This window comes from Nonomuraea roseola, from assembly GCF_039535395.1.
In the GTDB taxonomy this organism is placed as follows: Bacteria; Actinomycetota; Actinomycetes; order Streptosporangiales; family Streptosporangiaceae; genus Nonomuraea; species Nonomuraea roseola.
In genome coordinates, this window is record NZ_BAAAXC010000015.1 from 2,193,203 (window position 1) to 2,216,961 (window position 23,759).

The window sequence follows — 23,759 nt, forward strand, 5'->3', positions numbered from 1 at the left end:
AGTCCGCTGGCCGCACCACGCCATCAGCGGACGGCCTCAGCTCTGCCCGCCCCTACCTCACCGACGCCGGCGACTGCCAGCCCGTCGTTGACGAGCGCGAGGCCCACGCCGCCGCAGCGCCCTACCGCCCAGTCGACCCACCGGGGCCGAGCCGCGCATAACCGCGACCGAGCCGACCGCCACGCCTCGGCGAGCTCCCGCGCGAAGTCGAAGACGGCCAAGAGACCAAGTTCCAAGACGAAGAGACCGCCACAGAGGGCGAAGCGCATCAGCACGGCGGACCGCAAGTGCGATCGACTCTTCCCGCCTCATAAGCGGGCCTCCGCGCTGCGCAACAGGATCTGTCACCGGATGTACGGCTGACAGGAGGCACGCCCTCCCTACTTCCCCAGCCAGCGCCGATCACCTGCTGCGGATGCGATGGGTGACAAGCACAGAGTGGTGGTCTGTGCCTTCAGGGCCGTTGGGGTCGGCATGCACGGTGGCGGCCTGAAGGCGCGGTAGATCATGGATCAATCGGTGCTCCGCCTCCACTGCGACCCCGTGCGCTTCGACCAGGGAGAGTGAGTGGTTCACCGCGATGTCCACCTCAGCGCGCAACGCATGGCCGATCCAGCGCAGCCGCACGGCTCCCACCTGCTCGACTCCTGGGACGCCGGAGAGGATGTGTTCGGCCTGCTCGACCAGGCGGGGGTCGACGGCGTCCATGAGCCGGTGGTAGATCTCGCGTGCGGCGTCGCGCAGGACGAAGCAGATCGCGGCGGTGATGGCGAGGCCGACGAGGGGATCGGCGATCGGGAAGCCGAGAGCGACGCCCCCAGCGCCGAGCAGGACGGCGAGCGAGGTGAAGCCGTCCGTGCGGGCATGGAGACCATCCGCGACCAGGGCAGCTGAGCCGATCTCCCTCCCGACCTTGATGCGATAGCGAGCGACCGCCTCGTTGCCAAGAAAGCCGATTACACCCGCTACGGCGACCCATCCGAGAGCTTCCACATCCTGTGGATGAATGAGCCGGACCACAGCTTCGTATCCCGCCAACGCCGCCGAAGCCGCGATGAGCAGGACGATCGCGATGCCCGCCAGGTCCTCGGCTCTGCCGTACCCGTAGGTAAAACGGCGGGTCGCTGCTCGACGCCCCAGGGAGAATGCGACGGCCAGGGGAAGCGCGGTCAGCGCGTCGGCGAAGTTGTGGAGCGTGTCGCCAAGAAGCGCGACGGAGCCGGAGACAGCCACGATAACGGACTGGACGAGCGCGGTGGCCATGAGGGCGGCGAAGGAGAGAGCGAGCACGCGCATGCCCCGGCTACTGGACTCAAGCGCCTGATCTGTCTTGTCCGCGCTGCCATGGCTGTGCGGGGCGATGGCGTGCCTGACACGAGACAACAGTTTCTTGATGCCCTGCGATTCCTCGTGACCATGTCCGTGACCCTGTACATGGTCGGGAGTCCTTGGACCAGACATGACACACCTCGCTTCATAGATGTCTCAGTCCTGGGACCATACGCAGGCGAACAGGTACGCAGCAATGAATCAGGTGCTATCACCTCGCAAGAGTGGGCATTCTGCGGCTCTTACGGGCCGGCACTGATCGCATCAGCAGCGGATCTCATGACATGGGGGTTGCGATCCTCGGTCGCCCCGGAGGGCGACCGCCACATGCGCGCGTCTGCCCAGCGGGCACGACGCTGCTGCCGTTGCGATCCTCGGTGGCCCCGGAGGGCGACCGCCACTCGATCCAGGTGCGCATCAGGTTCTTGAAGGCGCTGTTGCGATCCTCGGGCGCCCCGGAGGGCGACCGCCACCGTCAGGCAGGGGCGAAGTGAGCCGGCATCGCAAGTTGCGATCCTCGGTCGGCCCGGAGGGCGACCGCCACCGTCCGCGCGCTTGTGGACGGCCGTGGTCCCGTCGCCGTTGCGATCCTCGGTCGCCCCGGAGGGCGACCGCCACCGTGTGCAGGAGGCGGAGGCGAGGGCGAAGCGGTGGTTGCGATCCTCGGTCGTCCCGGAGGGCGACCGCCACGGCAGAGCCGGGCTTGGGGGTGATCCAGCCCTTGACGTTGCGATCCTCGGTCGCCCCGGAGGGCGACCGCCACACGACTTCGCGGCTTCGTGACGTCACGACTTCGTGTTGCGATCCTCAGTCGCCCCGGAGGGCGACCGCCACCCACCCGGCTTGGCGCAGGCGTAGATCTGCTCATCGTTACGATCTTCGGTCGCCCCGGAGGGCGACCGCCACCGACGCCGGACGCCGTGTACAAGGCGCTGACCAAGGTGTTGCGATCCTCGGTCGCCCCGGAGGGCGACCGCCACCGCCGCCTCCGCCAACGCCAGGTTCAGGTACACCCGTTGCGATCCTCGGTCGCCCCGGAGGGCGACCGCCACACCGGGCCGCCGCCCGTGCCGACGCTGAGCGCCATCGTGTTGCGATCCTCGGTCGCCCCGGAGGGCGACCGCCACCGGTCGGTCGGGTCCTACTGTCGGCTGGGCTCACGTTGCGATCCTCGGTCGCCCCGGAGGGCGACCGCCACGGCCACCATGGCGGGCACGACGCCAGCCGTACAGGGTTGCGATCCTCGGTCGCCCCGGAGGGCGACCGCCACGGAGACGTGCGAGCCGACATCCGCGAAGACATTGCTGTTGCGATCCTCGGTCGCCCCGGAGGCCGACCGCCACTGACGACCGGGTCGGACGTCGAGCCGGTACCAGCGAGTTGCGATCCTCGGGCGCCCCGGAGGCCGACCGCCACCATGCAGGTCCCCAACACACACAGGTAGGCACGCATGTTGCGATCCTCGGTCGCCCCGGAGGGCGACCGCCACCGGCGCCGCGGGTGCAGGTGCCCTTCACGCCGTCGTTGCGATCCTCGGTCGCCCCGGAGGGCGACCGCCACCGGGCCCACGGACGCTGAGATCCGGGCGCGGATGAAGTTGCGATCCTCGGTCGCCCCGGAGGGCGACCGCCACACCGTAGACCGCGCTGGGCTCCCAGCCGGTGTCAGCGTTGCGATCCTCGGTCGCCCCGGAGGGCGACCGCCACATCCAGACCTATGGGCGGAGGACGAGCAGGCGTGCGCCGTTGCGATCCTCGGTCGCCCCGGAGGGCGACCGCCACCCAGGCACGCCGCGCCTACCAGGCGTGGGCCGACGTTGCGATCCTCGGTCGCCCCGGAGGGCGACCGCCACCAGACGCAGGAGACGTGATGACGCTCATGACCACCGAGTTGCGATCCTCGGTCGCCCCGGAGGGCGACCGCCACACGCCCAAGACGAACGCTCGCCACTCGCCCGCGGTGTTGCGATCCTCGGTCGCCCCGGAGGGCGACCGCCACACCAACTCCTACACGTTCCCGGCCGGTACGACGGTGTTGCGATCCTCGGTCGCCCCGGAGGGCGACCGCCACCTCGCCGGTCGACGGGTTCGTCACCGCCGGCTGCGTGTTGCGATCCTCGGTCGCCCCGGAGGGCGACCGCCACCAACCCCGGTGGTCAGCGCTACTGACCCGCACACGATGTTGCGATCCTCGGTCGCCCCGGAGGGCGACCGCCACTCTCGAAGGAGATCGTCATGGCCGAACCGATCTGGCGTAGTTGCGATCCTCGGTCGCCCCGGAGGGCGACCGCCACTCGATGGCGAGCATCGCCATGATCGGCTTTCCAGTGTTGCGATCCTCGGTCGCCCCGGAGGGCGACCGCCACGCCGTGACCCGCTACACCGCCCGGATCGAGCTGAAGTTGCGATCCTCGGTCGCCCCGGAGGGCGACCGCCACGGTATTCGAGCAGGCACAATGCCTTCCCGGCGTCGGCAGGAAGACTGGCGAATTCACTTATCAAGGAACATTTAGGGCGATAACTCATTAGGAACCCACCGCGTGTCGCGTGAGCAATTCAGGTTCCGAACTACAGGATGAGCGGGTCATGATGGGGAGCGGGCTCAGCAACGCCCAAGCGATGCACTGTGGCGAACCCGTTGCTTGGCAGCCGATAGACCCGTACCGAATCATCGGAAACCTCGATAATCCGCGTTGCGGCGTCGAGCAGGGTAAGCAACTCTGCGTCCGTACAGGTGATCTCGAATACGGACTTCTGGACGCGATGACCGTATCCCTCGCATAGCTTGGCCATTCGCCGCAGCCGACGTCGACCCTCTGGCGTGGTAGTCACCACGTCGTACGTCAGGAGAAGTTGCATCAGCCGACGGTCCAAGGGACGTAAGCAGGCAGTTCGCCGCGGATGTGCCGAGCTAGGAGGCGGGACTGGACAACAGGCAGCAATGAGGCGGACACCTTTCGTCCGAGTAGCTTGTGCGGCCAGTCCTTGTTCTTCCATCCCTGCCATTCAGCGAGAACGAGACGGCGACCGTCCTCAGTCAACTGGACGGCACCGCCCGGAAGTGTCTGGAAGTGTTCCTTGCGTAGTCGCTTGCGGTTAAGCAGGTTGAGCGCGAGCCTGTCGGCGTGAATGGGACGGAACTCTTCCATCAGGTCCAGGGCGAGAGCCGGCTTGCCGGGGCGCATGCCGTGGAGGAAACCCAAGTAGGGATCAAGACCCACTTGCTCCGCGGCTCCATGAACCAGGGAGCGGGTCAGCCCGTACAAGAACGACAGCAGCGCGTTGACAGGGTCGGTGGGGGGCCGTCGCGTCCGGTTGGTGAAGGGGGCGATGCCGGACGGCGGGCGGAGTATGCGCGTCAACCCCTCGAAGTAGAGGCGGGCTGCGTGACCTTCCAGTCCCATGAGTTCGTCAAGGTCTCCCGCGTCACCGGCGCGGGCCAAGAGGTCATCGATGTCATGCGCGAGCGACCGCAGAAAAGTTTGTGTCGGGCCGCTCTCATCGCGTGCTCCTCGAAGGAGGAGTTGCCGAGAGTTCTGTAACTTGCCGGCGACGCAGCTTCTGGCGATCTTCAGGCGTAGAGCAGTGTCGGAGTGGGAGAGGTGCTGGGCGTGGCGCAACAGGACGTTGCCGCGGATGGGTCCGTCGACTCGCCCGAGGAAGCGTCCGGACAGACTCATCCAGACCACGGACCGGCCGTCCTCGGCGCACCGAGTAAGGAGTTCGGCGGACAGAGACACGTGACCGTAGACCACAATGCCGTCCAAGCGGCGCAGGGGTAGCCTCGTTTTCGAGGTTTCCGGAATGATGATTTTAAGACTGTCGTGGTCGAGATGGAGACTCGCCCCTTGTGTCTGGACGTAGAGCGTGTTCAGGAGTTCAGTCATCCCAGGCCGCTTCAGGTTGGGGGGTGAACAGGCTGGACGCGGCTCGCATGATGGCGCCCCTGCGAGCGAGAACGCGCGGCATGCACATGTCATGCATCGAACAACGCCGACACCGTTGATCGGCCGCGGCGTCGGGAAGCGTGGCCGTGGTCAGCGTGTGTCGTACCTCTTCGGCGAGGGTGAGCACCCGCTCCCGGGCGGCGGCATCGACGGCGACAGTGTGTCTGCGGCGATCCGCGGTGGAGTAAACCACCCCTTGCGGAACCGAGCATCCGAACATGGCCTCTAGGCACATCGCCTGGCCCGTCACCTGTACGTCAGCAGGTCCGCCCGCCTTGTACGAGCCCGACTTGTGCTCGACCGGGATGACGGGGCCGTCATGATGGATCTCCACTACATCGCAGACCCCGACCAGCGCGAGCCCGTCGTGCCACACCGGAAGGGCACGCAGGGTGCGTACGGCGCCGCGTGTCTCGTACCCGGGGTCGTGGACGCGCTGGTGCATGAGGGTGCCGCGAATGGTTGCCGCGTCATCGGCGTATCCGTCCTCTAGGAGGATAAGCCCGGCTTGGCGTGGACAGTAAGCGTGATGTTCCAGAGCCGACAGCGTCACCTGTAGCACGGGAGCGCCGTCGGCCTGCAGAGTCCTGAGGCTCACCCGATGACGCTGGTAAGGGCGACCCCATGGGGGAGGTCATTCCCGACAGAGACGGTGTAGTCGGCGAACGAGCGCGGAATCGGCTGGTTGGGGGCGGCCTTGATGCGATCGAACAGTTCGTGAGCCGGCGCCATGCCAAAGGGGTCGTCGTGACTGAACACGTACAGGCCGCGCAGCGCCATCTCGCCGCGGGTGGAGGCGCGGTCGTGTTCGAACATCAACACCATGGCGCGCCAGAACGTTTCCAGGTCCTGACTGGTTACGCCAGTGCGGCGGGCCAGAGGGGCGCTGAAGTGGCCATATCCCAGGTAAAGGCCGTAGGGGATCATGTGCTTGTTGCCCATCTCGGTCGACTCGCCCTTGTCGATATCGTCCACGCGGGTCTGGGTGACGCGGGTGATGGCGTGCTCTTGCGGCAGGACCACGTCGATGGAGCGGGAGAAGGTGAGCTGCATCGGGCCCTGGACACGTCCGCACGGCTTCGTGCCGGTGGACATGACGGCGCCGAACATACGCACGTCGTAGAAGGTCTGGCACATCCACTGCTGCGCCTCAGGCTCGGACTTACGCCGCTGTTTGGGATCCAGGTCCAGGGCGGCGTAGGCCCGTTCATGCTGCGCGTTAAGCGCGACACCGGCCTCGACGTAGATGTCGTAACCGGCCATGCCCTCGTTGAGTAGGGCCACCATGTTCCGAATCTTGCGCTTGATCGCTACGTCGGTGACCAGGCCATGGCCGGTTTCCGGATCGGTCCGGGGCATGCCGCCGGCGTCGGGGTCACCGTTGGGGTTGCCGTCGCGCACGTCGAACAGGAAGACGAAGTCGTGCTTACGGGCGGGGTCCAGGTGGACGGACATGCCGTGGAGTTCCTTTCGATAGGACGAAGATGATGAATCAGACGGATTCGGGTGCGGAGGCCTTGCGCGCGGCGGCGGCTGCGCGGGCCGCGTCTCGGTCTGCCGACCGCTGCTGGTGGTAGCCGAGAACGAAACGTCCCTGGCCAGCGAGATCCAGGGTGGCTGGCATCTCGTCGGTGAAGTTCTGGAAAATTTCGTCCAGGCGTTTGTCCAGGGCGATCCCGGCTGCCTTTTTGGTGCCTCGTAGCCGCCGCAGATGGCCGGTGGCGTTCTTGCGCAACATGGTGAGCACCGGCAGCGGCCTGGCCATGGCCGCGCCGAAAAACTTGTCCCCGATGGTGGTGTTGACGTTGTCCAGGGCGGTGCGCTGGATGTCCTCAAGCACGGCGAAGACCCGTCCGCACAGGTAGGCGGAGTCGCGAGTGCCCAAGTTGAGATGCTCCAACAGGATCTCCTTAATGGCCGGGGTGGCTCGGACGAGTAGAAGACGCAGTAGCGCGGTACGCGGCAGGTCAACGCGGTTGTCGGCATGAATGCGCTGGATCAGGCGGGCCAGCAGATTCGAGGGCAGCGGGGTGCCGTGCAGGGCGGCGGCCATGAGATCTCGCTCGGCCGACCGGGGTGCGGTGTCCTTGACATAGCCCTGCTTGCCGTACCGGCCGAGCGAGGACGCCATCCGCCACAGTGGGACCCGCTGTGGTCCTTCCTCCCACAGATCGGTCATCTCGTGGTCGGCAAACCAGGTGCCCAGGTGTTGACACAGCTCGATCAACGGGACGTCGATCCAGTCACGGATCACCACACGGCTTTGGTTCGCCGACAGGGAAACGGCGTAGAAGTCGTTGTCGTCTAGCCAGTCGGCCCGGCGGGCCGACGGTAGGTTCAGCTGCTCAACGACGCTGCGGACGTCCTGTGGCTGGGCGTCGCGGACGGCCCCCAGCAGAGAAAAAGGGGCCGGGCGGCGCAGCCACCACACCAGGACGCTGTCAGCGCCGCGGTAGTGATGCTGACGGTCCGCCAAGAGCGCGTTCAGTGCGGACATCGCCTGCCCGCCGCAGGTGTCGCAAAGCGGGGTGTTGGCCAGTTGAATGATGCCGCCGCGCCCCTGGGCGGTCTTGTTGATCGATACGAGCTGTGCATCCCGGCCCCGTCCACCCGCCACTGGGATGCCGCCCGGCTTGACCGGCTCCGGAATGGTGGCCAGCAACGGGCCCTGCTCACCACATGACAGGCAGATCCCCTGACCGCTGGCGGCGCTCTTGCGCTCTCGAACGATCTGCCCCCACACCTTCACAGCGGACGGCAGATCATGCATCCAGCCCTGATCTGTGCGGACCGCCACCACGTCGGACGGCTTGGCCTGCGCAGGGATCTCCACCTCTGAGAAGGCGCCGCGCCGCAGGAAACGGACCACTGGCTCAGCCAGTGGTTCGTCTTCGGCCCATCGATTGACCAACTCAGCGAAGTCCTCGGCGCGCCGCTGGGCGTCGGCGATCTGCTTGTCGCTGTCGTCCTTGGGCATGGCCAGTACGTACTGCAAGGTGTCGGTCAGCAAGAACGGCAGCGATCCGGTACCGGAGCGCTGCACGTACGGCGTGTCGAGCGGAATCCCCGCCTTGGCATCGGCGGTGCTTAGATCCACCAGGCGGTCTCCCCGCGGGCGTCCGTCCGCGTCTAGGTCGATCGCCCAGCGCACATTGCGGTTGCGGTAGTAGGGCGGGGGGAGGTCACGTCTGTCGGCGGCGTGGGCCGCGAGCTGTCTGATCAGCATGAGGTCACCGCCTGCCGCCGGTACGCGTGCTGGCACTTGGCAGCTCGATGCCTTCACGCGGTACCGCCAACACGCCCTGCTGGAGTTCTGCATGGAACCACCGGTAGCTTTCGCCGTCCGGGCGGTAGACGATGCTGTGCAGCATCACTCCGAACATTTCGTCGCGCTGGATCGGCTCGCGATCTGTCTTCGCGTGGAAGGACGCCGAGAACTCCCGAACACCGAGGAACGGCTGGGAAAAGCAGGCGCCACGCTGGACTTTCCGGCGAAACTGATCGCGGTACTTGGCCTCAGGGGCGGTGGCGTGCGGGCGCAGCCGTACCTGCGCGTGGATACGGTACGCAACGTCGCGCAGGCACACCATGTTGCGCTGGTCGCGGTCAGCTTCGACGTCGAAACGCACAGTGGTGTCTGCCATGGCCTCGCGCACCCAGGCCAGCGTCAGCATGGAGGAGACCTCGTTGCGGCGGATCGAAACCCATCGGATGGGCTTCAGTACATCGATGCGCTCGATCTGGTAGCTGAATTCCGGCTTCCAGAAGATCGCCTCCAGAACACCCTTGGCGGCCGACGGGGTCATGACCGGATAGCTCATGCGCTCGGTTTTGAACTCGGGGCGAGTAAAACAGGCGTACGGCGCCTCGACTTCCACGACGAGCGCCGGAGGTGGGTGGTGAACGCGACGGGTTGTCAAAACACCAGCTCCTGGGGGTCGGGAGAGGCTATATCGATGCCTCGATGCGGGTGGTAGTCGCCGAGCCATTCGATGAGGTCACCGACGACAGGGGCGGCAAGTCCTTCTTCCATTGCCTTGCGCGCGGCACCCCGCGGGAGGGTGGCCAGATAGGGACGCAGAGCACGCAGTTGCGCCCCTGCACCCGGATGGCCGGCACGCAGGTGGGCGAGTATCCGGTCCAGCTTCTCGGTGTTGCCGTAACGGACCGCGACGGGAACGGTCCACTCGTCGATCATGCGGAAAAGTTCCGCCACACGCGGGAAGTCATGGGCCTGGCGTCCCTGCTGGATCTCCCGACCGGCCGCCTCGACATTGTTGAAGTCGAACCTCGCCTGGTAATAGGCCTGCAGCGCATCCAGATCGTCCGGCGGGCAGTGGGGGCCGAACCTGGCGCGGGTGGCCTGCAGTGCGGCGCCGTACAACATGTCGGCTGCCTTGTTGCCGTCCTCGGGGTCGAAGATGATCATCTCTCCGTACGGCAGGCGCCCACTTCGGTTGACCCGGCCAGCTGCCTGCTGCATAGAATCAGCGGAAGCGATCGCTCGAAACCCGGTGGGGAAGTCGAGATCAACTCCTGCCTCGACTAGCTGTGTGCTTACCACCGCGATCGGCTGCCCTTCGTCGAGGCGCTGCCGGATCTCCTCCAGAGTGTTGCGCCGGTGGGCCGCCGCCATACGCGTCGACAGGTGCAGCGCTGGACGATGCTCCTCCACGAGTTCATGCATCCGGGCGGCGTCTCTGGTGGTGTTTACCACCACCAGGACCTGTGGCTCCGACGCGGCCTGCTCGGCAATCCGCGCCATCGTCGGTTTCGGATCTAGCAGCCACCGGTAGCGCACCCGGTTCAGCGCCTTGTACAGCGGCTTCGGCTCGGCAATGACATCCCTGATCGGTGTCTGCTGCAGCGGGCTGAGCACCTCGAAGGGTGGTTGAGTGGCCGAGGCCAGCACTACCGTCACCCCGAACCATTGCGTGAGGCTTCGCAGCGCGGACACGATCGGGATCAGCAGGCGGTCCGGCAGTGCCTGTACCTCGTCCAGGACGATCACCGAGCCGGCCAGCCGGTGCACGCGACGCATCGCCGCGGGCTTGTGAGAGAACAGCGACTCGAACAGCCGGATGGTGGTGGTCACTACGAAGGGAGCGTCCCAGTTCTCCGCAGCCAGCCGCTGCCACCTCCTCCCAGGGGTGCCGTCGTCCAGATCGATGCCGCTGTGGTGCTCCAGCACCACCGAATCCCCGCCCTCGACCTCCAATAGGTCGCGATAGACCGAGGCGTTCTGTTCAGTGATGGACATGAACGGCACCGCGACGATAATGCGCTTCATGCCATGTAGCCGGGCGTGATGCACGGCGAAGCCGCCCGCCGCGAGTGTCTTCCCCGAGCCTGTGGGGGCTGGGATGCGGTAAATCCCACGCGGTCCCTGCGCGGCCTCCAGGCACTGCCGATAGACGTCCTGGCGCAATCCGTCGATCGGTGACCTCGGCTTGTTCTTGAGCAACTCCTGGCGTCCCTGCTCGAATCGCTCAGCCAAATCAGCAGCAGAAACCGAATGAAAAGGGCGTGTCGTGCCGGAGAAATGCTCCTCAGTGTCCAGAAAATCCGCATCAACTACCGCGCTGTAGACCATACGCACCAGGAGATCTAACGCATAGGAGTCCGCAGTTGCGGCCTCGGGCAACCAGCGAGGCAACGCGATCGACGCCGGCGAATAGATCTCGGGGACGACTTCCCCTACCCGCTGGATGGCCTCGGCGACCAGCGGGTCAGTATCCGCGAAGAGCAACTCCTTCTTGAGGCGTGTGGAGTCCGGCAATCCTCCGTGGTGACCAAACACCACGGACGACATGATGCCCAGGCCCTGCTTGTCCAGCAGCCAGGTACCCGCATGCTTGTGCGGGATGCCTACCCGACCACCGTGACGTTCCGCATCGATGAGGCCCCGCTGCCACTCGCACGACCCTTTTCCGACATCGTGCAGCAAACCACAATGAGCGGCGAGCGGTCCCGCGCCGAAGACCTCGCCAAAGGCACCTGCACGTAACGCAGTTCCCCGCAAATGGTGGGTGAGATCATGGCGAAGCCGGTCGCCATCCCGGGCGCTGTGCGCCCACAAGCGCTCAGCCACGCACACCCCCTACTTGGAAAAACCCTACGAGAGCTGCACTTTAGGAGATAGCACCGACAGTTTCGCCGCGTTCCGCCAAATAAGCGCCAACAACATCGATTGCTTCACGCTGTGCAGGGTCGGCCGCTCAGGCGACCGAGCCTGCGCCTCTGCTCCCCGCAGGCCAACCATGATCATTATTGCGATCCACAATCTCGCGACTGCGGAGCATCCCGCAACTCTTCGGAGCGCCTGGAGACCCCAACCAGACGAGGATCCGCCGTGGGAGTAACTTTGTGCTCGGACACCTCCGCAGACAGAGAGACGTGCGGTTCGGAACCTGAAGTGCTCACGCGATACGCGATAGGTTCCGAAGTAGTTATCGCCCCCTATGTTCCTTGATAAGTGAATTCGCATCCCCTCCTGTCGGCGCTAGAAAAGCGTCATGCCTGCTCAGGTGCCGTGGCGGTCGCCCTCCGGGGCGACCGAGGATCGCAACCCAGTCGGGATGAACCAGCACCCCGCGTCCGTCGTGGTGGCGGTCGCCCTCCGGGGCGACCGAGGATCGCAACGGCGTAGGCGGCCGCATCAACCTGCTCGCCCTCGGAGTGGCGGTCGCCCTCCGGGGCGACCGAGGATCGCAACGTCGTCTGTCAGCGCGCGGTCAGCGGCCCGGGTGTGGTGGCGGTCGCCCTCCGGGGCGACCGAGGATCGCAACTGACTCTCGCGCTCGAACTTGTCTCTGGCCTCCCGGCGTGGCGGTCGCCCTCCGGGGCGACCGAGGATCGCAACACGCCAGCTCAGGCGCGGATCGCGACGGACGACGCGGTGGCGGTCGCCCTCCGGGGCGACCGAGGATCGCAACCTGTGAGCTATCCGCCTGCCCGCCCGCCGTGGCCGGTGGCGGTCGCCCTCCGGGGCGACCGAGGATCGCAACTGGTTCACGCTCCCGGACCACGTCACGCTCCCCAAGTGGCGGTCGCCCTCCGGGGCGACCGAGGATCGCAACGCCCTTGCACCTCCAGCACTGCTTGAGCGGATGCCGGGTGGCGGTCGCCCTCCGGGGCGACCGAGGATCGCAACTGTGCTTCGATCACATCGGTCGGCAGGTCGAGGTCGTGGCGGTCGCCCTCCGGGGCGACCGAGGATCGCAACCTGTCGACGTCGCCGCTGTCCGCGCTGGACATGCAGGTGGCGGTCGCCCTCCGGGGCGACCGAGGATCGCAACTTGTTCTGTGCCAGCAGGGCGACGCCGATGCCGAGTGGCGGTCGCCCTCCGGGGCGACCGAGGATCGCAACTCCCGTTCGGGGTGGTCAGCGCGGCCACTCCAGGCAGGTGGCGGTCGCCCTCCGGGGCGACCGAGGATCGCAACTCCTTCGCACTCCCCGGCCGGCGAGAGATGGACCTCCGCAAGTGGCGGTCGCCCTCCGGGGCGACCGAGGATCGCAACGACCTCGCGTTCGTTGACGAGGCCGTGGAGGTCACCGTGGCGGTCGCCCTCCGGGGCGACCGAGGATCGCAACTGCACAAGGGCCTCTTCGGCTTGCTGCCCGTCGTACAGTGGCGGTCGCCCTCCGGGGCGACCGAGGATCGCAACTACCCGCTCGAGATCGCTGAGGGTACTGCGCTGGAAGTGGCGGTCGCCCTCCGGGGCGACCGAGGATCGCAACTTCCTCGAGACGGGCCACCAGAACGGGATGCCCTGGGTGGCGGTCGCCCTCCGGGGCGACCGAGGATCGCAACGGCTCAGGACGTGTACGCCGGCGCCGGCGCTGGGCTGTGGCGGTCGCCCTCCGGGGCGACCGAGGATCGCAACGACTGGGATCTGACCATCAACTGCGTGCCCGGCTCGTGGCGGTCGCACTCCGGGGCGACCGAGGATCGCAACTCCACACCCGGGATCTCTCCCGGGTCCTCCACGCGGAGTGGCGGTCGCCCTCCGGGGCGACCGAGGATCGCAACGCGATCAGACGCTGTTCCAGGCGCTCCATTTCCTGGTGGCGGTCGCCCTCCGGGGCGACCGAGGATCGCAACTTGCAGTGGACGATCCCGCGGCCGTTGCCGTACTCCAGTGGCGGTCGCCCTCCGGGGCGACCGAGGATCGCAACATCACGATGCTCGGCTACGGCCTGGACCGCATCCGGGTGGCGGTCGCCCTCCGGGGCGACCGAGGATCGCAACTGCCACTTGGCGTGGATCGAGTGACCCTCCTCAAAGAGTGGCGGTCGCCCTCCGGGGCGACCGAGGATCGCAACATCGACGTCGAGAACACCTCCGCCGTCCCTGTGGATGGTGGCGGTCGCCCTCCGGGGCGACCGAGGATCGCAACACGCTCTTCAACCCCAACCAGGTGCTCACCCGCCCGTGGCGGTCGCCCTCCGGGGCGACCGGGGGTCGCAACGATGAGACCGCGTCGGAGTTGACCCCCGCATCACCGTAGTGATCGCCTTCGAGAGGGCCGGTTAGGCGGTCTCGGCCCTCCAAGCGTCGCGGAGGAACTGCTGGCGTGAGCACATCCCGTCGGCGGTTTCCGTGCTATTCAGGCGGTGGATGCGCCTATAGCCGTCAGACCAAATTCCGACTGTTCCCACTGCGTTCCCATTCTGGCAGCGGATTCGGGAATCAGCAGGTCAAAGCACGCTCGTCACAGGACTGTAAATCCGTCGGCTTAGCCTACCCAGGTTCGAACCCTGGACCTGCCACAGGGAGTTTTCCCAGCTAAGAGCCCCTTCGGGGGCTCTTTTGCTTTTCCAGGCCATGCAGCCTCATGTCAGTGGTCGCGGGATAAATGCGGGCTGATTTCGGGCGTGTTTCCCCTGCGCTCAAAGGGCGCTGCGGGACATGTGCGGGATGGAACACCGAAGGGCCCCGGAGGCTCTCCAGGGCCCTTGGTAGCCGATGCTCGATCATGCGGCTGGAGCCTGTCTCAAGGTCGATCAACGGCGTGTCGTAGCCGGGTAAGCACCCTCACCCCTCGTGCCTACGATCCTGGTGTCCAGTGAGGAGAGGGGACGTGCAGGTAGCGAGCGGCATACGTCCGGCATCACAGCTTCACGGGCACGGCGAAGCGCCTCGTCATGGCCCTCCAATGGCGGATGGGATCGCGGTGTGGTCCTCACCCTGGAGGCCCTCAGAAGTACGATGTCCAGCCGGAGCTGATGGCGGTGGCCGGGCCGAACTTGTTGCCCCCCCTTGCCGTTCCAGAGGTACAGCATCCCGGTCTCGGCGTGCACGGCGCCGATGTCGGTGTGACCGTCCTTGTTGACGTCCCCCAGCGACATCAGTGTGCTCGCGTACGGCTCCCAGCCGGGCCCGAGCTTGATCGCGGGCGTGAAGTTGTTAGAGCCCCGGCCGTTCCAGACGTGCAGCTCGTTGCCGGCCTTGTTGACCGCCGCCAGGTCACCGATCCCGTCGCCGTTGAAGTCGCCGGCGATCGGACGGCTGAAGACCGCCCAGCCACCGCCGATCGTAGTGGCCGGGCCGAACCTGTTACCGCCTTCGCCGTTCCAGACGGTCAACGTCCCCGTCTCGGCGTGCACGGCGCCGATGTCGGTGTGACCGTCCTCGTTGACGTCCCCCAGCGACATCAAGGTGCTCGCGTACGGCTCCCAACCGGGCCCGAGTTCGATGGCGCTGGTGAACTCGTTGGCCCCTTCGCCGTTCCAGACGTGCAGCGTGTTGGTGTCCTTCTTGACCGCGAGGAGATCGCTGATCCCGTCGCCGTTGAAATCGCCGGCGATCGGACGGCTGAAGACCGCCCAGCCACCGCCGATCGTAGTGGCCGGGCCGAACCTGTTACCGCCTTCGCCGTTCCAGACGGTCAGCGTTCCGGTGGCGGCCGAGAAGATGTCGCCCACGCCGTCGGAGTTGAAGTCCGGCGTGGCCGATCCACTCGTCCAGGCGCCGTCCGGGTTCTGCGCGTGGGTGAGGGTCTCCCAGCCCAAGAAGTGTGACACCCCTGCGGGGCGGCTCTGCTCGACCCACCGCGTGGCGTAGGGAACGTCGTCGTATCCGAGACGGTGGTGCAGCGCGTTGTAGCCCACCTCGAAGTGCGCCCCGAGGTCACGGGTGACCTTGCCGCCGCACAGCCACGACGGCACCGTCCCGCCCAGTTGCAGCCGAGCGTGGAAGTCCATCGCGAATCGCAGCCGGTGCTTGGCCTTGGCGTACAGGTCCACACCCTGATGGCGGGCCGTCTCCGCGACGTGGGAGATGGCGGCAAGCCCCCAGCCGGTGTGCCAGAAGTCACGGCAGGTCTCCTGGGTCAGCCCGTCTACGAACTTGGTCTGCCCATGCCAGTAGTCGATGATCTCGGCTTTGGTGTTGTACGTGCTGCCCGGCGGCGCCTTGGGCAGCGCGCCGTCCGTCGCGAGGTAGATGTAGGCAGGCAGCCGGCCGCGCCAGGTCGCGACCGCTCGGTCGAAGGAGGCGCGGTCGTCAAGGTGTACGGCGATGCCGATGGCGGCATCCGTCATGATCAATTCCCAGTTGCCGTTGTTGTTGGGCCTTCCTGCGATCAGGGTCGGGAGGTACACCGTGCGAAGCTTGCCGGCGAACCGGCCGGCCTGGGACCAGCCGGTGTAGGTGTGCTTGATGAGTTCGGCGGCTCGGGAGAAGTTGGCGCCCGCCCAGCCGGTCTGCAGTGGCGCGTTGTCCCCGGTGTGTTTGGTGATCACGGCTGACCAGGCATCCATGATCTGAATCGCCTTCGTGGCGTAGCGGGAGTCCTTGGTGAGGTACCACTGCAGGGCGTGCGTGTAGGCCGCCATGGCGTCCTTGCGCTCGTCCGAGCAGCCATGGTCGGGATCCGACCTCGGGCCGCACTCTACGACAGCGCGGGGCTTGGCCGTATAGGACAGCGAGGCATAGGAACTGCGCTGCAGGGCGGTCCAGGCAGACTTCCACGGCTCGTTGCCGAGGTTGGCCTTGACGAAGTCGAGCTGAGCGCGGCTGACCAGGACGCCAGGGTGCTTGAACACGGCCGCCTTCGCGGGCTGCGGGACGGACACAGCGGCGACCACGAGCATGGCGGCGGCAAGAGGGCGAGCGAGACGCACGGATTTCCTTCCAGGGAGAGGCCGCCCATTCCGTCAGCCGCCGGGCTCAGCTGTCAACATTTTCGTGCCGTGGACCTGGGCCGCTATACCCGCGGCATACCGTACCCACGGTTGGACACCCCGCCGGTTCAGGATCTCGACCAATTGGGGTGGCACCACAGCTGTTTGCACCTCCTTCCTCCTGCCTCGACTTCGTGCGCTCCTTGGTGACGCCCCTCCGATGGGCATGGGTACGAGTACGGCGGGCTCCATGGCGGCGCTGGAGGACGCCGCAGCCGCCGCGAACCTGTCCGCCCTGGCTGACCTGGGCTTTCCATGCCTCCTCCCGGCCATCCGCAGCCGATGCACGTAGTGAGACGCGCCACGCTGGCCGTGACCGAGCGCTCTAAGATCAGTGCCGCAGAACCGAACAGCCCTGTACGTGACAGACGGAGGGGGTGCGCTCATGGGACTGGACATCAGGGTCTTGGGCCCGTGGGAGGTCTCCGCGGACGGTACACCGCTGCCGTTGGCCGGCAGTCGGCGGATCAGCCTGCTGGCCCGGCTGTCGCTGAGCGCCGGCCAGCCGGTCACGGCCGAGCAGCTGCTGGCCGATGTGTGGGGCGACAGCCACGTGGCGACGGCGGCCAAGCAACTGCACATCGTGGTGTCGAAGCTCCGCGCGACCGTCGCGGCGTACCTGGCCGCCGAGGTCATCGTGACCGTGCCCGGCGGCTACCGCCTGGACCTGCCGGCTGAGCACGTCGACGCGCACCGGTTCGCCCGGCTGGTCCGCGATGCCCGCGCGGCACGGGCACGTGGCGAGACCGCCGCTGCGCACGCGCTGTTCCGTCACTCCCTGGGTCTGTGGCGGGGCGATGCCCTGGCCGGGATGCAGGGAGAGTGGGCGCGAATCGAGGCCGCGCGCCTGGGGGAGGAGCGGCTGTCCGCCTTCGAGGACGACGCCGACCTGCGGCTGGCCATGGGCGACCACCACGCTGTGGTTCCCGAGCTGGCCGCGCACATCGAGGCGCACCCGCTGCGGGAGCGCCCGAGGGCGCAGCTGATGCTCGCGCTGTATCGGGCTTCGCGGTCGTCCGACGCCCTGGCGGTCTACCGGGACACCCGCCGCGTCATGGTCGAGGAGCTCGGCATCGAGCCGGGCGCCACGCTGCGGCGCCTGCAGCAGGCGGTGCTGGCCGGAGACCCGGTCCTCGACCTCTCCACCCCTCCCCAACAGGCTGCGCAGGGCGTGGCTCCCGCTCCGGCCGAGCTGCCCGCCGCCGCAGGGGCCTTCACCGCACGTGACCTCGAGTTGACCTGGCTCGGCAAGACGCTGACCGAGATCTCGCCGGGTGCGCCGGCCATCGCGGCGATCGATGGGCCGGGCGGGATCGGCAAATCGGCGCTGGCCGTGCACGCCGCGCACGCCTTGGCCGGCCGCTTCACCGACGGGGTCCTCCACGTCGACATGCGCGGCGCCACCGCCGGGATGGAACCGCTGTCGCCGCTGGACGCGCTGGGCCGGCTGCTGCGCTCGCTAGGACTGGACAGCTCCGCCGTACCCGCCGCGGTGGAAGAGGCGGCGGCGCGCTACCGCTCGCTCACCGCCACGCGCAGCCTGCTGATCATCCTCGACAACGCCCGGGACGCCCCCCAGGTCCGCCCACTTCTGCCCGCCGGGGCGGGATGCGCGGTGATCATCACCAGCCGGCAGGCGCTGACCTCGCTCGACGGCGTGAACCACCTACGCCTGGCCGAGCTCGACCCGGCCGACTCCACCACGCTGCTGGCCCGGATCGCCGGTCCCGCCCGGGTGTGCGCCGAGCCGGAGGCGGCTGCGCGGATCGTCCGGCTGTGCGGCGGCCTGCCGCTGGCCCTGCGCATCGCGGCGGCGCGCCTGGCCGCCCGCCCGGACTGGACGCCGTCCTACCTCGCCGACCGGCTCGCCGACGCCACGCGCCGCCTCGACACGCTGGAACATGCCGACCTGGCCGTGCGCGTCAGCATGGCCGTCAGCCTGCACCACCTGCGCGAGGAGCCGGCGGGCCAGAACGCGGCCTGGTTGTTCGCCCTCCTCGGCCTGCTGGACACGCCCGCGCACACCCCGGAGGCGGCCGCGGCCCTCACTGACCGGCCCGCGCACGCCGTGGAGGCGGCGCTCGACCACCTGATGGAGGCCCGTCTGCTGGAGCCGGCCGGTCCCGGCCGCTACCGTATGCACGACCTGGTCCGGCTGTACGCACGAGAGCAGGCTGCCCGAGACATTCCCGAAGGCGAGCGCCGCGCCGCCACGCACCGGGCGCTGCATCACTATCTCGCCACCGCCAGAACGGCCGGTCTCCTGCTCAATCCCTCCTTGGTCAACGTGGCCGGCCTCCGAGCCGACCAGCCCGGGCTGCACCTGAACACCGCTCAGGAAGCCATCGCCTGGATCGACACCGAACGCGACAACCTCATCGCCGCGGTCCGGCAGGCCGACGATCTCGAAACCGCCACCGGACTGGCCGCCTGTGTCAACGGGCCTTTCAGCCATCGAGGCTGGCTCGACGATCTGATCGAGATCCAGCTTCACGCGCTGGAAATCGCTGCCCGTGCGGGCGACTGGGCGGGCCAGGCTCGCGGGCACAACTACCTGGGCTGCATCCACAAGAATCAGGGCCGCTTCGAGCCTGCGGTCGCCCACCTCGAACAGGCCGTCCTCTGCTGGGAACGGGCGGGTCTGCCCTCCCGAGCCGCGGGCCCGCTGCACAACCTCGGCACGACGTACGGCAGGCTGGGGCGCTTCGACGAAGCGCTGGCCACCCAGAACAGGGCGATAGCGGCAGTCCGGGAGAGCGGCCTGCGCGATTACGAGGCGACCGTGCTCAACGGCCGGGCGTCGGTGCTGATCAAGATGGGCCGCCTGGACGACGCGATCGACGCCGGCCGGAAGAGCCTGGAGATCTGGTCGGACTTCGACAATCCCCATCACGAGGGCGCGACGTGCGACACGCTGGCCGACGCCTACCGGCGTGCGGGCCGGCTCGCGGAAGCCGAGCCCCTCTATCGGAGGGCCGCGGAGCTCCAGCGCAGAGCCGGCCACCGGGCACTGGAGGCCGTTTCCCTGTGGGGGCTCGGCGACACCCTGAACGACCTGGGACGGCACGCCGAAGCCCGCGAGTGCTGGCACCGGTCGGCACGGACCCTGCGCGACGTCCACCTTCTCACCGAGGAGGAGCTGGACCTGATCCTGGCCCAGGATGTCCCCCCCGCCCCCAGACCCGATCAAGCACTTCTGAGCGGGCGGTTCGCGAGCTGACGTCTGACACCCCCTGCCCGAGCTCACGATCGAGCCGTCGCACTCCCGAGGTGGCGCAGGGTCGCGGCCGCTGCGCTGAGCAACGTCAACAGCAGGACGAGTGCCATGAAGACCTGCCCGTGCATACCGAGCACGAAGACGGTCATCTCTGAGAACTCCGGGTCGTAGGTGGCGGTGCCTGGAAACAGGAGCGCTCCGAGCATGCCGAGCCATGGGGTCGCGAGGATCGCGGCGGCACAGAGCAGCCGCGAGTGGACGTTCCCGTCCCGTCTTGTGACGAGCACGAGGCCGATGAGGCCGAGCAGCACCGTCATCACCATGTACTGGGCGTCGTGGAACTTCGCGTGCGGTGGCCAGCCCTCGTTGAAGGCGTGCTGCGCCGCCAGATCGGGGATCACCAGGTCCGCGAGCACGGCACCGGCCATCGTGATCAGCCCGACCGCGGCGATGAGGATGCGCGGGAGAAGCACGGTGAAGCGACCTTTCCGTCATAGGTGCAAGAGCGTCGGAGCGGGCCCGCTGTGCTAGAGCGTCCAGTCGTACGAGGGAGCCAGCGACCGCTCGAAGACCGATCTGGGCAGGAGGGGGAGGGCGGCGTCCCGTACGGCGGTCAGCGCGGAGGAGGTCCAGTGCGCGGCCGCGCCGACCTGGCGGGAAAGGCGGACGATCATCTGCGTCCGTGGCCTGCGGTCGCGGTCGTAGGCCTCCAGCCCGGCGCGCACATCCCTGCCGTCCACCGCGGCGGCCAGCGTGACCGCGTCTTCGATCGCCTGGCAAGCCCCTTGCCCCAGATTGGGGGTCATGGCATGAGCGGCGTCACCGAGGAGCGCGACCCTGCCCGCGACGTAGGTGCTCAGGTCAGGCAGCTCGTAGGTGTCGCGTTGGATCACGTGGTCCTCCCGCGCGGCGTGCAGCAGGGCGGGTATCGGATCGTGCCAGCGGGCGAAGCGTTCGCGCAGGTCATCCAGGACGCCGTGGGAGCCCTGCGGGGCGTTGGCCATGATGTAGCAGTAGGCGCGGCCGTCGGGCATGGGCATGTGTCCGAACCGTTCGCCTGCGCCCCAGGTTTCGGTGCTTGCCTCGACGGGCTGTGGCGGGGTGAGGAGTCGCCAGGTGGTGTAGCCGACATAGCGGGGTCCGCGTGCGTGCGGCCAAAGCGATCGCCGGGTGATGCTGTGCACGCCGTCGGCGCCGACCACGAGATCCGCGGTGGAGGCGCCGCCGCTGTGGATGACCGTTCCGTCGGGCCGTACGTGATGCACCTCGATGCCCGGCCGCAGCGCCGCTGAGGGCACCGCGGTGCGCAGCAGGTCGATCAGGTCGGCCCGGTGCACGGTCGCCCACTGGCCGAAGCGGCGTTTCAGGTAGTCGAGGTCGTTGCGGACCAGCCAATGCCCGTTCCTGCGCCGGATTCCCGCAGGCGGGTCGGCCGGCCCCTTCGAGCGCAGGAGGTCGCCCAGGCCGAGCGTGTCCAGTGCGCGGAGCCCGTTGGGTTGCACCGCAAGCCCGGCGCCGACCTCGGTGAACTCGGGGGCGCGTTCGAGGACCTCGATCTCCCAGCCGCGCTGATGCAGAGCGGCGGCCGCGGTCAGCCCGCCGATCCCGCCACCCACAATGATCGCTTTCACTGTTCGGTCTCCATCTGTGGTGTCATCGCGGACGCCTGCGTCAGTGCAGGCCCCGTTTGTCCGGCGTCCAGAACGGCTTGACCTTGATCGAGGTCCGCGGCCAGTTGCGCTCCTTGACCAGGAAGTCCCGAACCATCTGACAGGTCCTGGCTTCTCCGGCCACATAGGCGGCCCCGGTGTTGCCCGGCAGGTCGAGTTCGGCCACCGCGGCGAGCAGCAGCGGGGAGGAGGCGGCCGAGGCGCCCTGGCGGTACACGCGGCGCAGCCGGTGGGGCCCTGGCATGGGCAGGTCGCGTTCGGGGGTGTCGCTCTCCAGGACACCGTGGACGCTCGCCGCCCCTCCCAGCGCCCGGATCATCGGGCCGAAGGCGGCGCTGGCGCTCTCCTCGCCGATGAACACGTGAAAGGCCGCCTCGCGGGTGAAGAAGTCGCCTTCGGGCCACCAGAAGGTCACCGCGTCGCCTGGCCTGGCCTGGCGCGTCCATCTCAGCCCGATGCCGTCGCCCTCGTAGAGGTGCACCCGCAGTTCGAGCGCCTGCTCGTGGGGGTCGAAGTCCCAGATCGTGTAGGTGCGCAGTGTCTCGGCCGGCCGCAGGATCCCGGAGACCGACAGCGGATCCTTGAGCTGGATCCTGATGTGCTGGCCGGGCGTGTAGGAGAAGGTGATGGGCCGGTCGGTCTGGAGCCGGATCCGCTGCATCGCAGGGGTGACCGGCTCGACGTGCGTGATGGTCGCGTTCATCGCGTACTTGCCGAAGACGGCGATCAGCGGGTTGCGCGTGCGCGGCATGTCAGGACTTCTCCCGCGTGCCGTACGGCTCGCGCAGGCCACGCCGTACGTGCGCGGACCTGGACAGCCGCCACCACACGGCCGTCGCGAGCGTGAGTGACGCGAGGAGGATCCACCATCGAGGTTCCACAGCGACTCCTAATGGCTCTAAATTTGCTTAGAGCCATTAAGGAAACATAGATGCCCTAGGATGTCAACGGCGTCACAGCGAGCGAGGGGGAGCCATGCCAGCGCACACCACGAGCCGGCGGGACAGGCTGCGTCAGGCCACCGTGGAGGAGATTCATGTGACCGTGCGCAGGCTGCTGGTCGCGCAGGGATCCGCCGCGGTGACGATCAACGCGGTGGCCCGGGAGATGGGCATGAGCGGTCCGGCCCTGTACCACTACTACGCCGGCCACGACGAGCTGGTCGGCGCGGTGACCGCGGGCTTCTTTCGCGAGCTGGCCGAGACGATGGAGCAGGCGCGCGACGCTCACGCCGACGCGCCGATCGGCGACCGGCTCCTGTCCGTCTGCCGCGCCATGCGCGCCTGGGCGATCGCCCACCCGGCCGAGTTCGGCTGGATCTTCGCCAGCCCGATAGCCCCGCCGAACAGGCAGCAGGATTCGGTCCGCCACCAGGCCGCGCTGCGATTCGAGCAGGTCCTGCTGGACCTGACCGTCGAGCTGTGGCAGGCGCAGCCGTTCCCGGTGCCCGACCTGGCCGGCCTGCCCGCGTCGTTGCGCGAACAACTGACCGCCTACTCGGCCACCATCGAAGGACGGCTGCCGCCCGAGGCGGCCCATGTCTTCCTGACGTGCTGGATCAGGCTGTACGGCCTGCTGTGCATGGAAGTTCTGCACCAGCTCGACTTCGCCTACACCGACCTGGAGCCGGTCTTCGAAGAGTGCCTACGCGACCTGAGCACCAAGCTCTCGCTGGACTACTCCGAACCACCACTCACGGAGGGCCGGCGTTCTTCGTAGGCAATTCGGTGTGCCGCCTGCAGGGGGAACGGTGTGGTGGCCCGGACATCCGGGCCCAGATTGATCTTACCGAGAACCTTGCCTTTCATATCCACCAGCTGAATCGCGCTGGACGCGCTCTCGTTGTCATTGCCCAGCAGAACGGCGAGGCGACTCGTGCCCGCGTCGAAGTCGATCGCCGTGACGGGGCGACCAAGGTCACCGACTACAGAAATTTTCGGATCTTCGCTCGAGAAATCGACAAGCCGGAGAACCCCGCGCTCATCGACGAAGAGGGCTCGCCCTTGATCTATCCAGGTGGCGTGAGACGCGTCGATATCCATCACCACTGTCTCGCTATTCACCAGAGCATTCGCAACGGACCCCCCATCGCCGCCGCCGTTGTGACACCCAAGAAGCAACAGAGCGCGTCCTTCGCTACTGAGAACTGGTTGCGCAGAACCGGAATCCACGCCGCAGCCATCCAACTCCAGCCGGGTGGATCCATCACTGGACAACAAGTAGGATCCGCTGTTCCACACGAGAGACGTATTCTGTACGGCGAGCAGCCATTGGCGGTCACCGGGTTCCGTGAATCCACATGAGCCGCATGCCCCGATGAGTACGGCCAGGAATACTGCAGTCCACCGGTTCAACGTGGCGGGCTTGCAAGTGTTGCGCATAGTCTCACGCCTCTTGTCGGAAAGGCAC

General features: G+C 67.5%; 16 protein-coding genes and 2 CRISPR repeat arrays. Of the genes, 2 read left to right on the forward strand and 14 right to left on the reverse strand.

Annotated features, from left to right (window positions below):
* Nucleotides 1-402 precede the first annotated feature (402 nt).
* From ABFX55_RS33530 to ABFX55_RS33570, 9 genes are all read right to left on the reverse strand, one after another.
* Nucleotides 403-1,296, reverse strand: a complete 894-nt coding sequence (locus ABFX55_RS33530) for a cation diffusion facilitator family transporter (protein WP_346126653.1) — start codon at nucleotides 1,294-1,296, stop codon at nucleotides 403-405.
* Between the two features lie 323 nt (nucleotides 1,297-1,619).
* Nucleotides 1,620-3,766: direct repeats of the CRISPR family, unit length 37 nt; unit sequence GTTGCGATCCTCGGTCGCCCCGGAGGGCGACCGCCAC.
* A gap of 130 nt (nucleotides 3,767-3,896) precedes the next feature.
* Entirely contained in the window at nucleotides 3,897-4,187 is a 291-nt protein-coding gene (cas2, locus tag ABFX55_RS33535) for a CRISPR-associated endonuclease Cas2 (RefSeq protein ID WP_346126654.1), read from the reverse strand.
* The gene (gene cas1c, locus ABFX55_RS33540) at nucleotides 4,187-5,215 is read right to left on the reverse strand and encodes a type I-C CRISPR-associated endonuclease Cas1c (protein WP_346126655.1); all 1,029 of its coding nucleotides are present in this window, start codon (nucleotides 5,213-5,215) and stop codon (nucleotides 4,187-4,189) included. The genes cas2 and cas1c overlap by 1 nt, the downstream gene beginning before the upstream one ends.
* On the reverse strand, nucleotides 5,208-5,873 hold the full coding sequence (gene cas4 / locus ABFX55_RS33545; RefSeq protein ID WP_346126656.1) for a CRISPR-associated protein Cas4: 666 nt from the start codon (nucleotides 5,871-5,873) through the stop codon (nucleotides 5,208-5,210). The genes cas1c and cas4 overlap by 8 nt, the downstream gene beginning before the upstream one ends.
* A complete protein-coding gene (gene cas7c, locus ABFX55_RS33550) occupies nucleotides 5,870-6,730 on the reverse strand; it encodes a type I-C CRISPR-associated protein Cas7/Csd2 (RefSeq protein WP_346126657.1) in 861 nt (286 codons plus the stop codon). Before cas7c ends, cas4 begins: the two co-directional genes overlap by 4 nt.
* A 37-nt stretch (nucleotides 6,731-6,767) precedes the next feature.
* Complete coding sequence (gene cas8c / locus ABFX55_RS33555) at nucleotides 6,768-8,501, reverse strand: type I-C CRISPR-associated protein Cas8c/Csd1 (protein WP_346126658.1); 1,734 nt, start codon at nucleotides 8,499-8,501, stop codon at nucleotides 6,768-6,770.
* A gap of 4 nt (nucleotides 8,502-8,505) precedes the next feature.
* Nucleotides 8,506-9,153, reverse strand: a complete 648-nt coding sequence (gene cas5c / locus ABFX55_RS33560) for a type I-C CRISPR-associated protein Cas5c (RefSeq protein WP_346126659.1) — start codon at nucleotides 9,151-9,153, stop codon at nucleotides 8,506-8,508.
* A 38-nt stretch (nucleotides 9,154-9,191) separates the two neighbouring features.
* Entirely contained in the window at nucleotides 9,192-11,366 is a 2,175-nt protein-coding gene (gene cas3 / locus ABFX55_RS33565; RefSeq protein WP_346126660.1) for a CRISPR-associated helicase Cas3', read from the reverse strand.
* Nucleotides 11,367-11,807: 441 nt separating this feature from the next.
* A CRISPR array of direct repeats spans nucleotides 11,808-13,747; the repeat unit is 37 nt; unit sequence GTGGCGGTCGCCCTCCGGGGCGACCGAGGATCGCAAC.
* Between the two features lie 535 nt (nucleotides 13,748-14,282).
* The gene (locus ABFX55_RS33570; protein WP_346126661.1) at nucleotides 14,283-16,403 is read right to left on the reverse strand and encodes an FG-GAP-like repeat-containing protein; all 2,121 of its coding nucleotides are present in this window, start codon (nucleotides 16,401-16,403) and stop codon (nucleotides 14,283-14,285) included.
* A 445-nt stretch (nucleotides 16,404-16,848) separates the two neighbouring features.
* Here ABFX55_RS33570 and ABFX55_RS33575 point away from each other — a divergent pair, with 445 nt between their 5' ends.
* Nucleotides 16,849-19,683 (forward strand): AfsR/SARP family transcriptional regulator, encoded by a 2,835-nt coding sequence (locus ABFX55_RS33575; RefSeq protein ID WP_346126662.1) that lies wholly within the window; start codon nucleotides 16,849-16,851, stop codon nucleotides 19,681-19,683.
* Nucleotides 19,684-19,706: 23 nt separating this feature from the next.
* Here ABFX55_RS33575 and ABFX55_RS33580 read toward each other — a convergent pair whose 3' ends face one another.
* The 4 genes from ABFX55_RS33580 to ABFX55_RS33595 are packed head-to-tail and all read right to left on the reverse strand — an operon-like array spanning nucleotide 19,707 to nucleotide 22,231.
* Nucleotides 19,707-20,153, reverse strand: coding sequence for a DUF6640 family protein (locus ABFX55_RS33580; RefSeq protein ID WP_346126663.1), 447 nt, complete (start codon nucleotides 20,151-20,153; stop codon nucleotides 19,707-19,709).
* A 54-nt stretch (nucleotides 20,154-20,207) separates the two neighbouring features.
* On the reverse strand, nucleotides 20,208-21,311 hold the full coding sequence (locus ABFX55_RS33585; RefSeq protein WP_346126664.1) for an FAD-dependent monooxygenase: 1,104 nt from the start codon (nucleotides 21,309-21,311) through the stop codon (nucleotides 20,208-20,210).
* Nucleotides 21,312-21,351: 40 nt separating this feature from the next.
* Entirely contained in the window at nucleotides 21,352-22,101 is a 750-nt protein-coding gene (locus tag ABFX55_RS33590) for a siderophore-interacting protein (protein ID WP_346126665.1), read from the reverse strand.
* A 1-nt stretch (nucleotide 22,102) separates the two neighbouring features.
* Nucleotides 22,103-22,231, reverse strand: a complete 129-nt coding sequence (locus ABFX55_RS33595; RefSeq protein ID WP_281388178.1) for a hypothetical protein — start codon at nucleotides 22,229-22,231, stop codon at nucleotides 22,103-22,105.
* A gap of 94 nt (nucleotides 22,232-22,325) precedes the next feature.
* On the opposite strand from ABFX55_RS33595, the gene ABFX55_RS33600 reads away from it, so the two are divergent.
* The gene (locus ABFX55_RS33600) at nucleotides 22,326-23,069 is read left to right on the forward strand and encodes a TetR/AcrR family transcriptional regulator (protein WP_346126666.1); all 744 of its coding nucleotides are present in this window, start codon (nucleotides 22,326-22,328) and stop codon (nucleotides 23,067-23,069) included.
* On the opposite strand, the gene ABFX55_RS33605 is transcribed toward ABFX55_RS33600, so the two are convergent.
* Nucleotides 23,027-23,590: a hypothetical protein gene (locus ABFX55_RS33605; RefSeq protein ID WP_346126667.1), complete on the reverse strand. Its 564-nt coding sequence runs from the start codon at nucleotides 23,588-23,590 to the stop codon at nucleotides 23,027-23,029. The genes ABFX55_RS33600 and ABFX55_RS33605 overlap by 43 nt on opposite strands.
* Nucleotides 23,591-23,759 lie beyond the last annotated feature (169 nt).

What these genes read in the sequence shown, in the direction of transcription:
- ABFX55_RS33600 (WP_346126666.1), top strand. Translation starts at nt 22,326, where the DNA reads ATGCCAGCGCACACCACGAGCCGGCGGGACAGGCTGCGTCAGGCCACC.
- ABFX55_RS33575 (WP_346126662.1), top strand. Translation starts at nt 16,849, where the DNA reads ATGGGACTGGACATCAGGGTCTTGGGCCCGTGGGAGGTCTCCGCGGAC.
- cas7c (WP_346126657.1), bottom strand. Translation starts at nt 6,730, where the DNA reads ATGTCCGTCCACCTGGACCCCGCCCGTAAGCACGACTTCGTCTTCCTG.
- ABFX55_RS33530 (WP_346126653.1), bottom strand. Translation starts at nt 1,296, where the DNA reads ATGCGCGTGCTCGCTCTCTCCTTCGCCGCCCTCATGGCCACCGCGCTC.
- ABFX55_RS33590 (WP_346126665.1), bottom strand. Translation starts at nt 22,101, where the DNA reads ATGCCGCGCACGCGCAACCCGCTGATCGCCGTCTTCGGCAAGTACGCG.
- cas8c (WP_346126658.1), bottom strand. Translation starts at nt 8,501, where the DNA reads ATGCTGATCAGACAGCTCGCGGCCCACGCCGCCGACAGACGTGACCTC.
- cas2 (WP_346126654.1), bottom strand. Translation starts at nt 4,187, where the DNA reads ATGCAACTTCTCCTGACGTACGACGTGGTGACTACCACGCCAGAGGGT.
- cas1c (WP_346126655.1), bottom strand. Translation starts at nt 5,215, where the DNA reads ATGACTGAACTCCTGAACACGCTCTACGTCCAGACACAAGGGGCGAGT.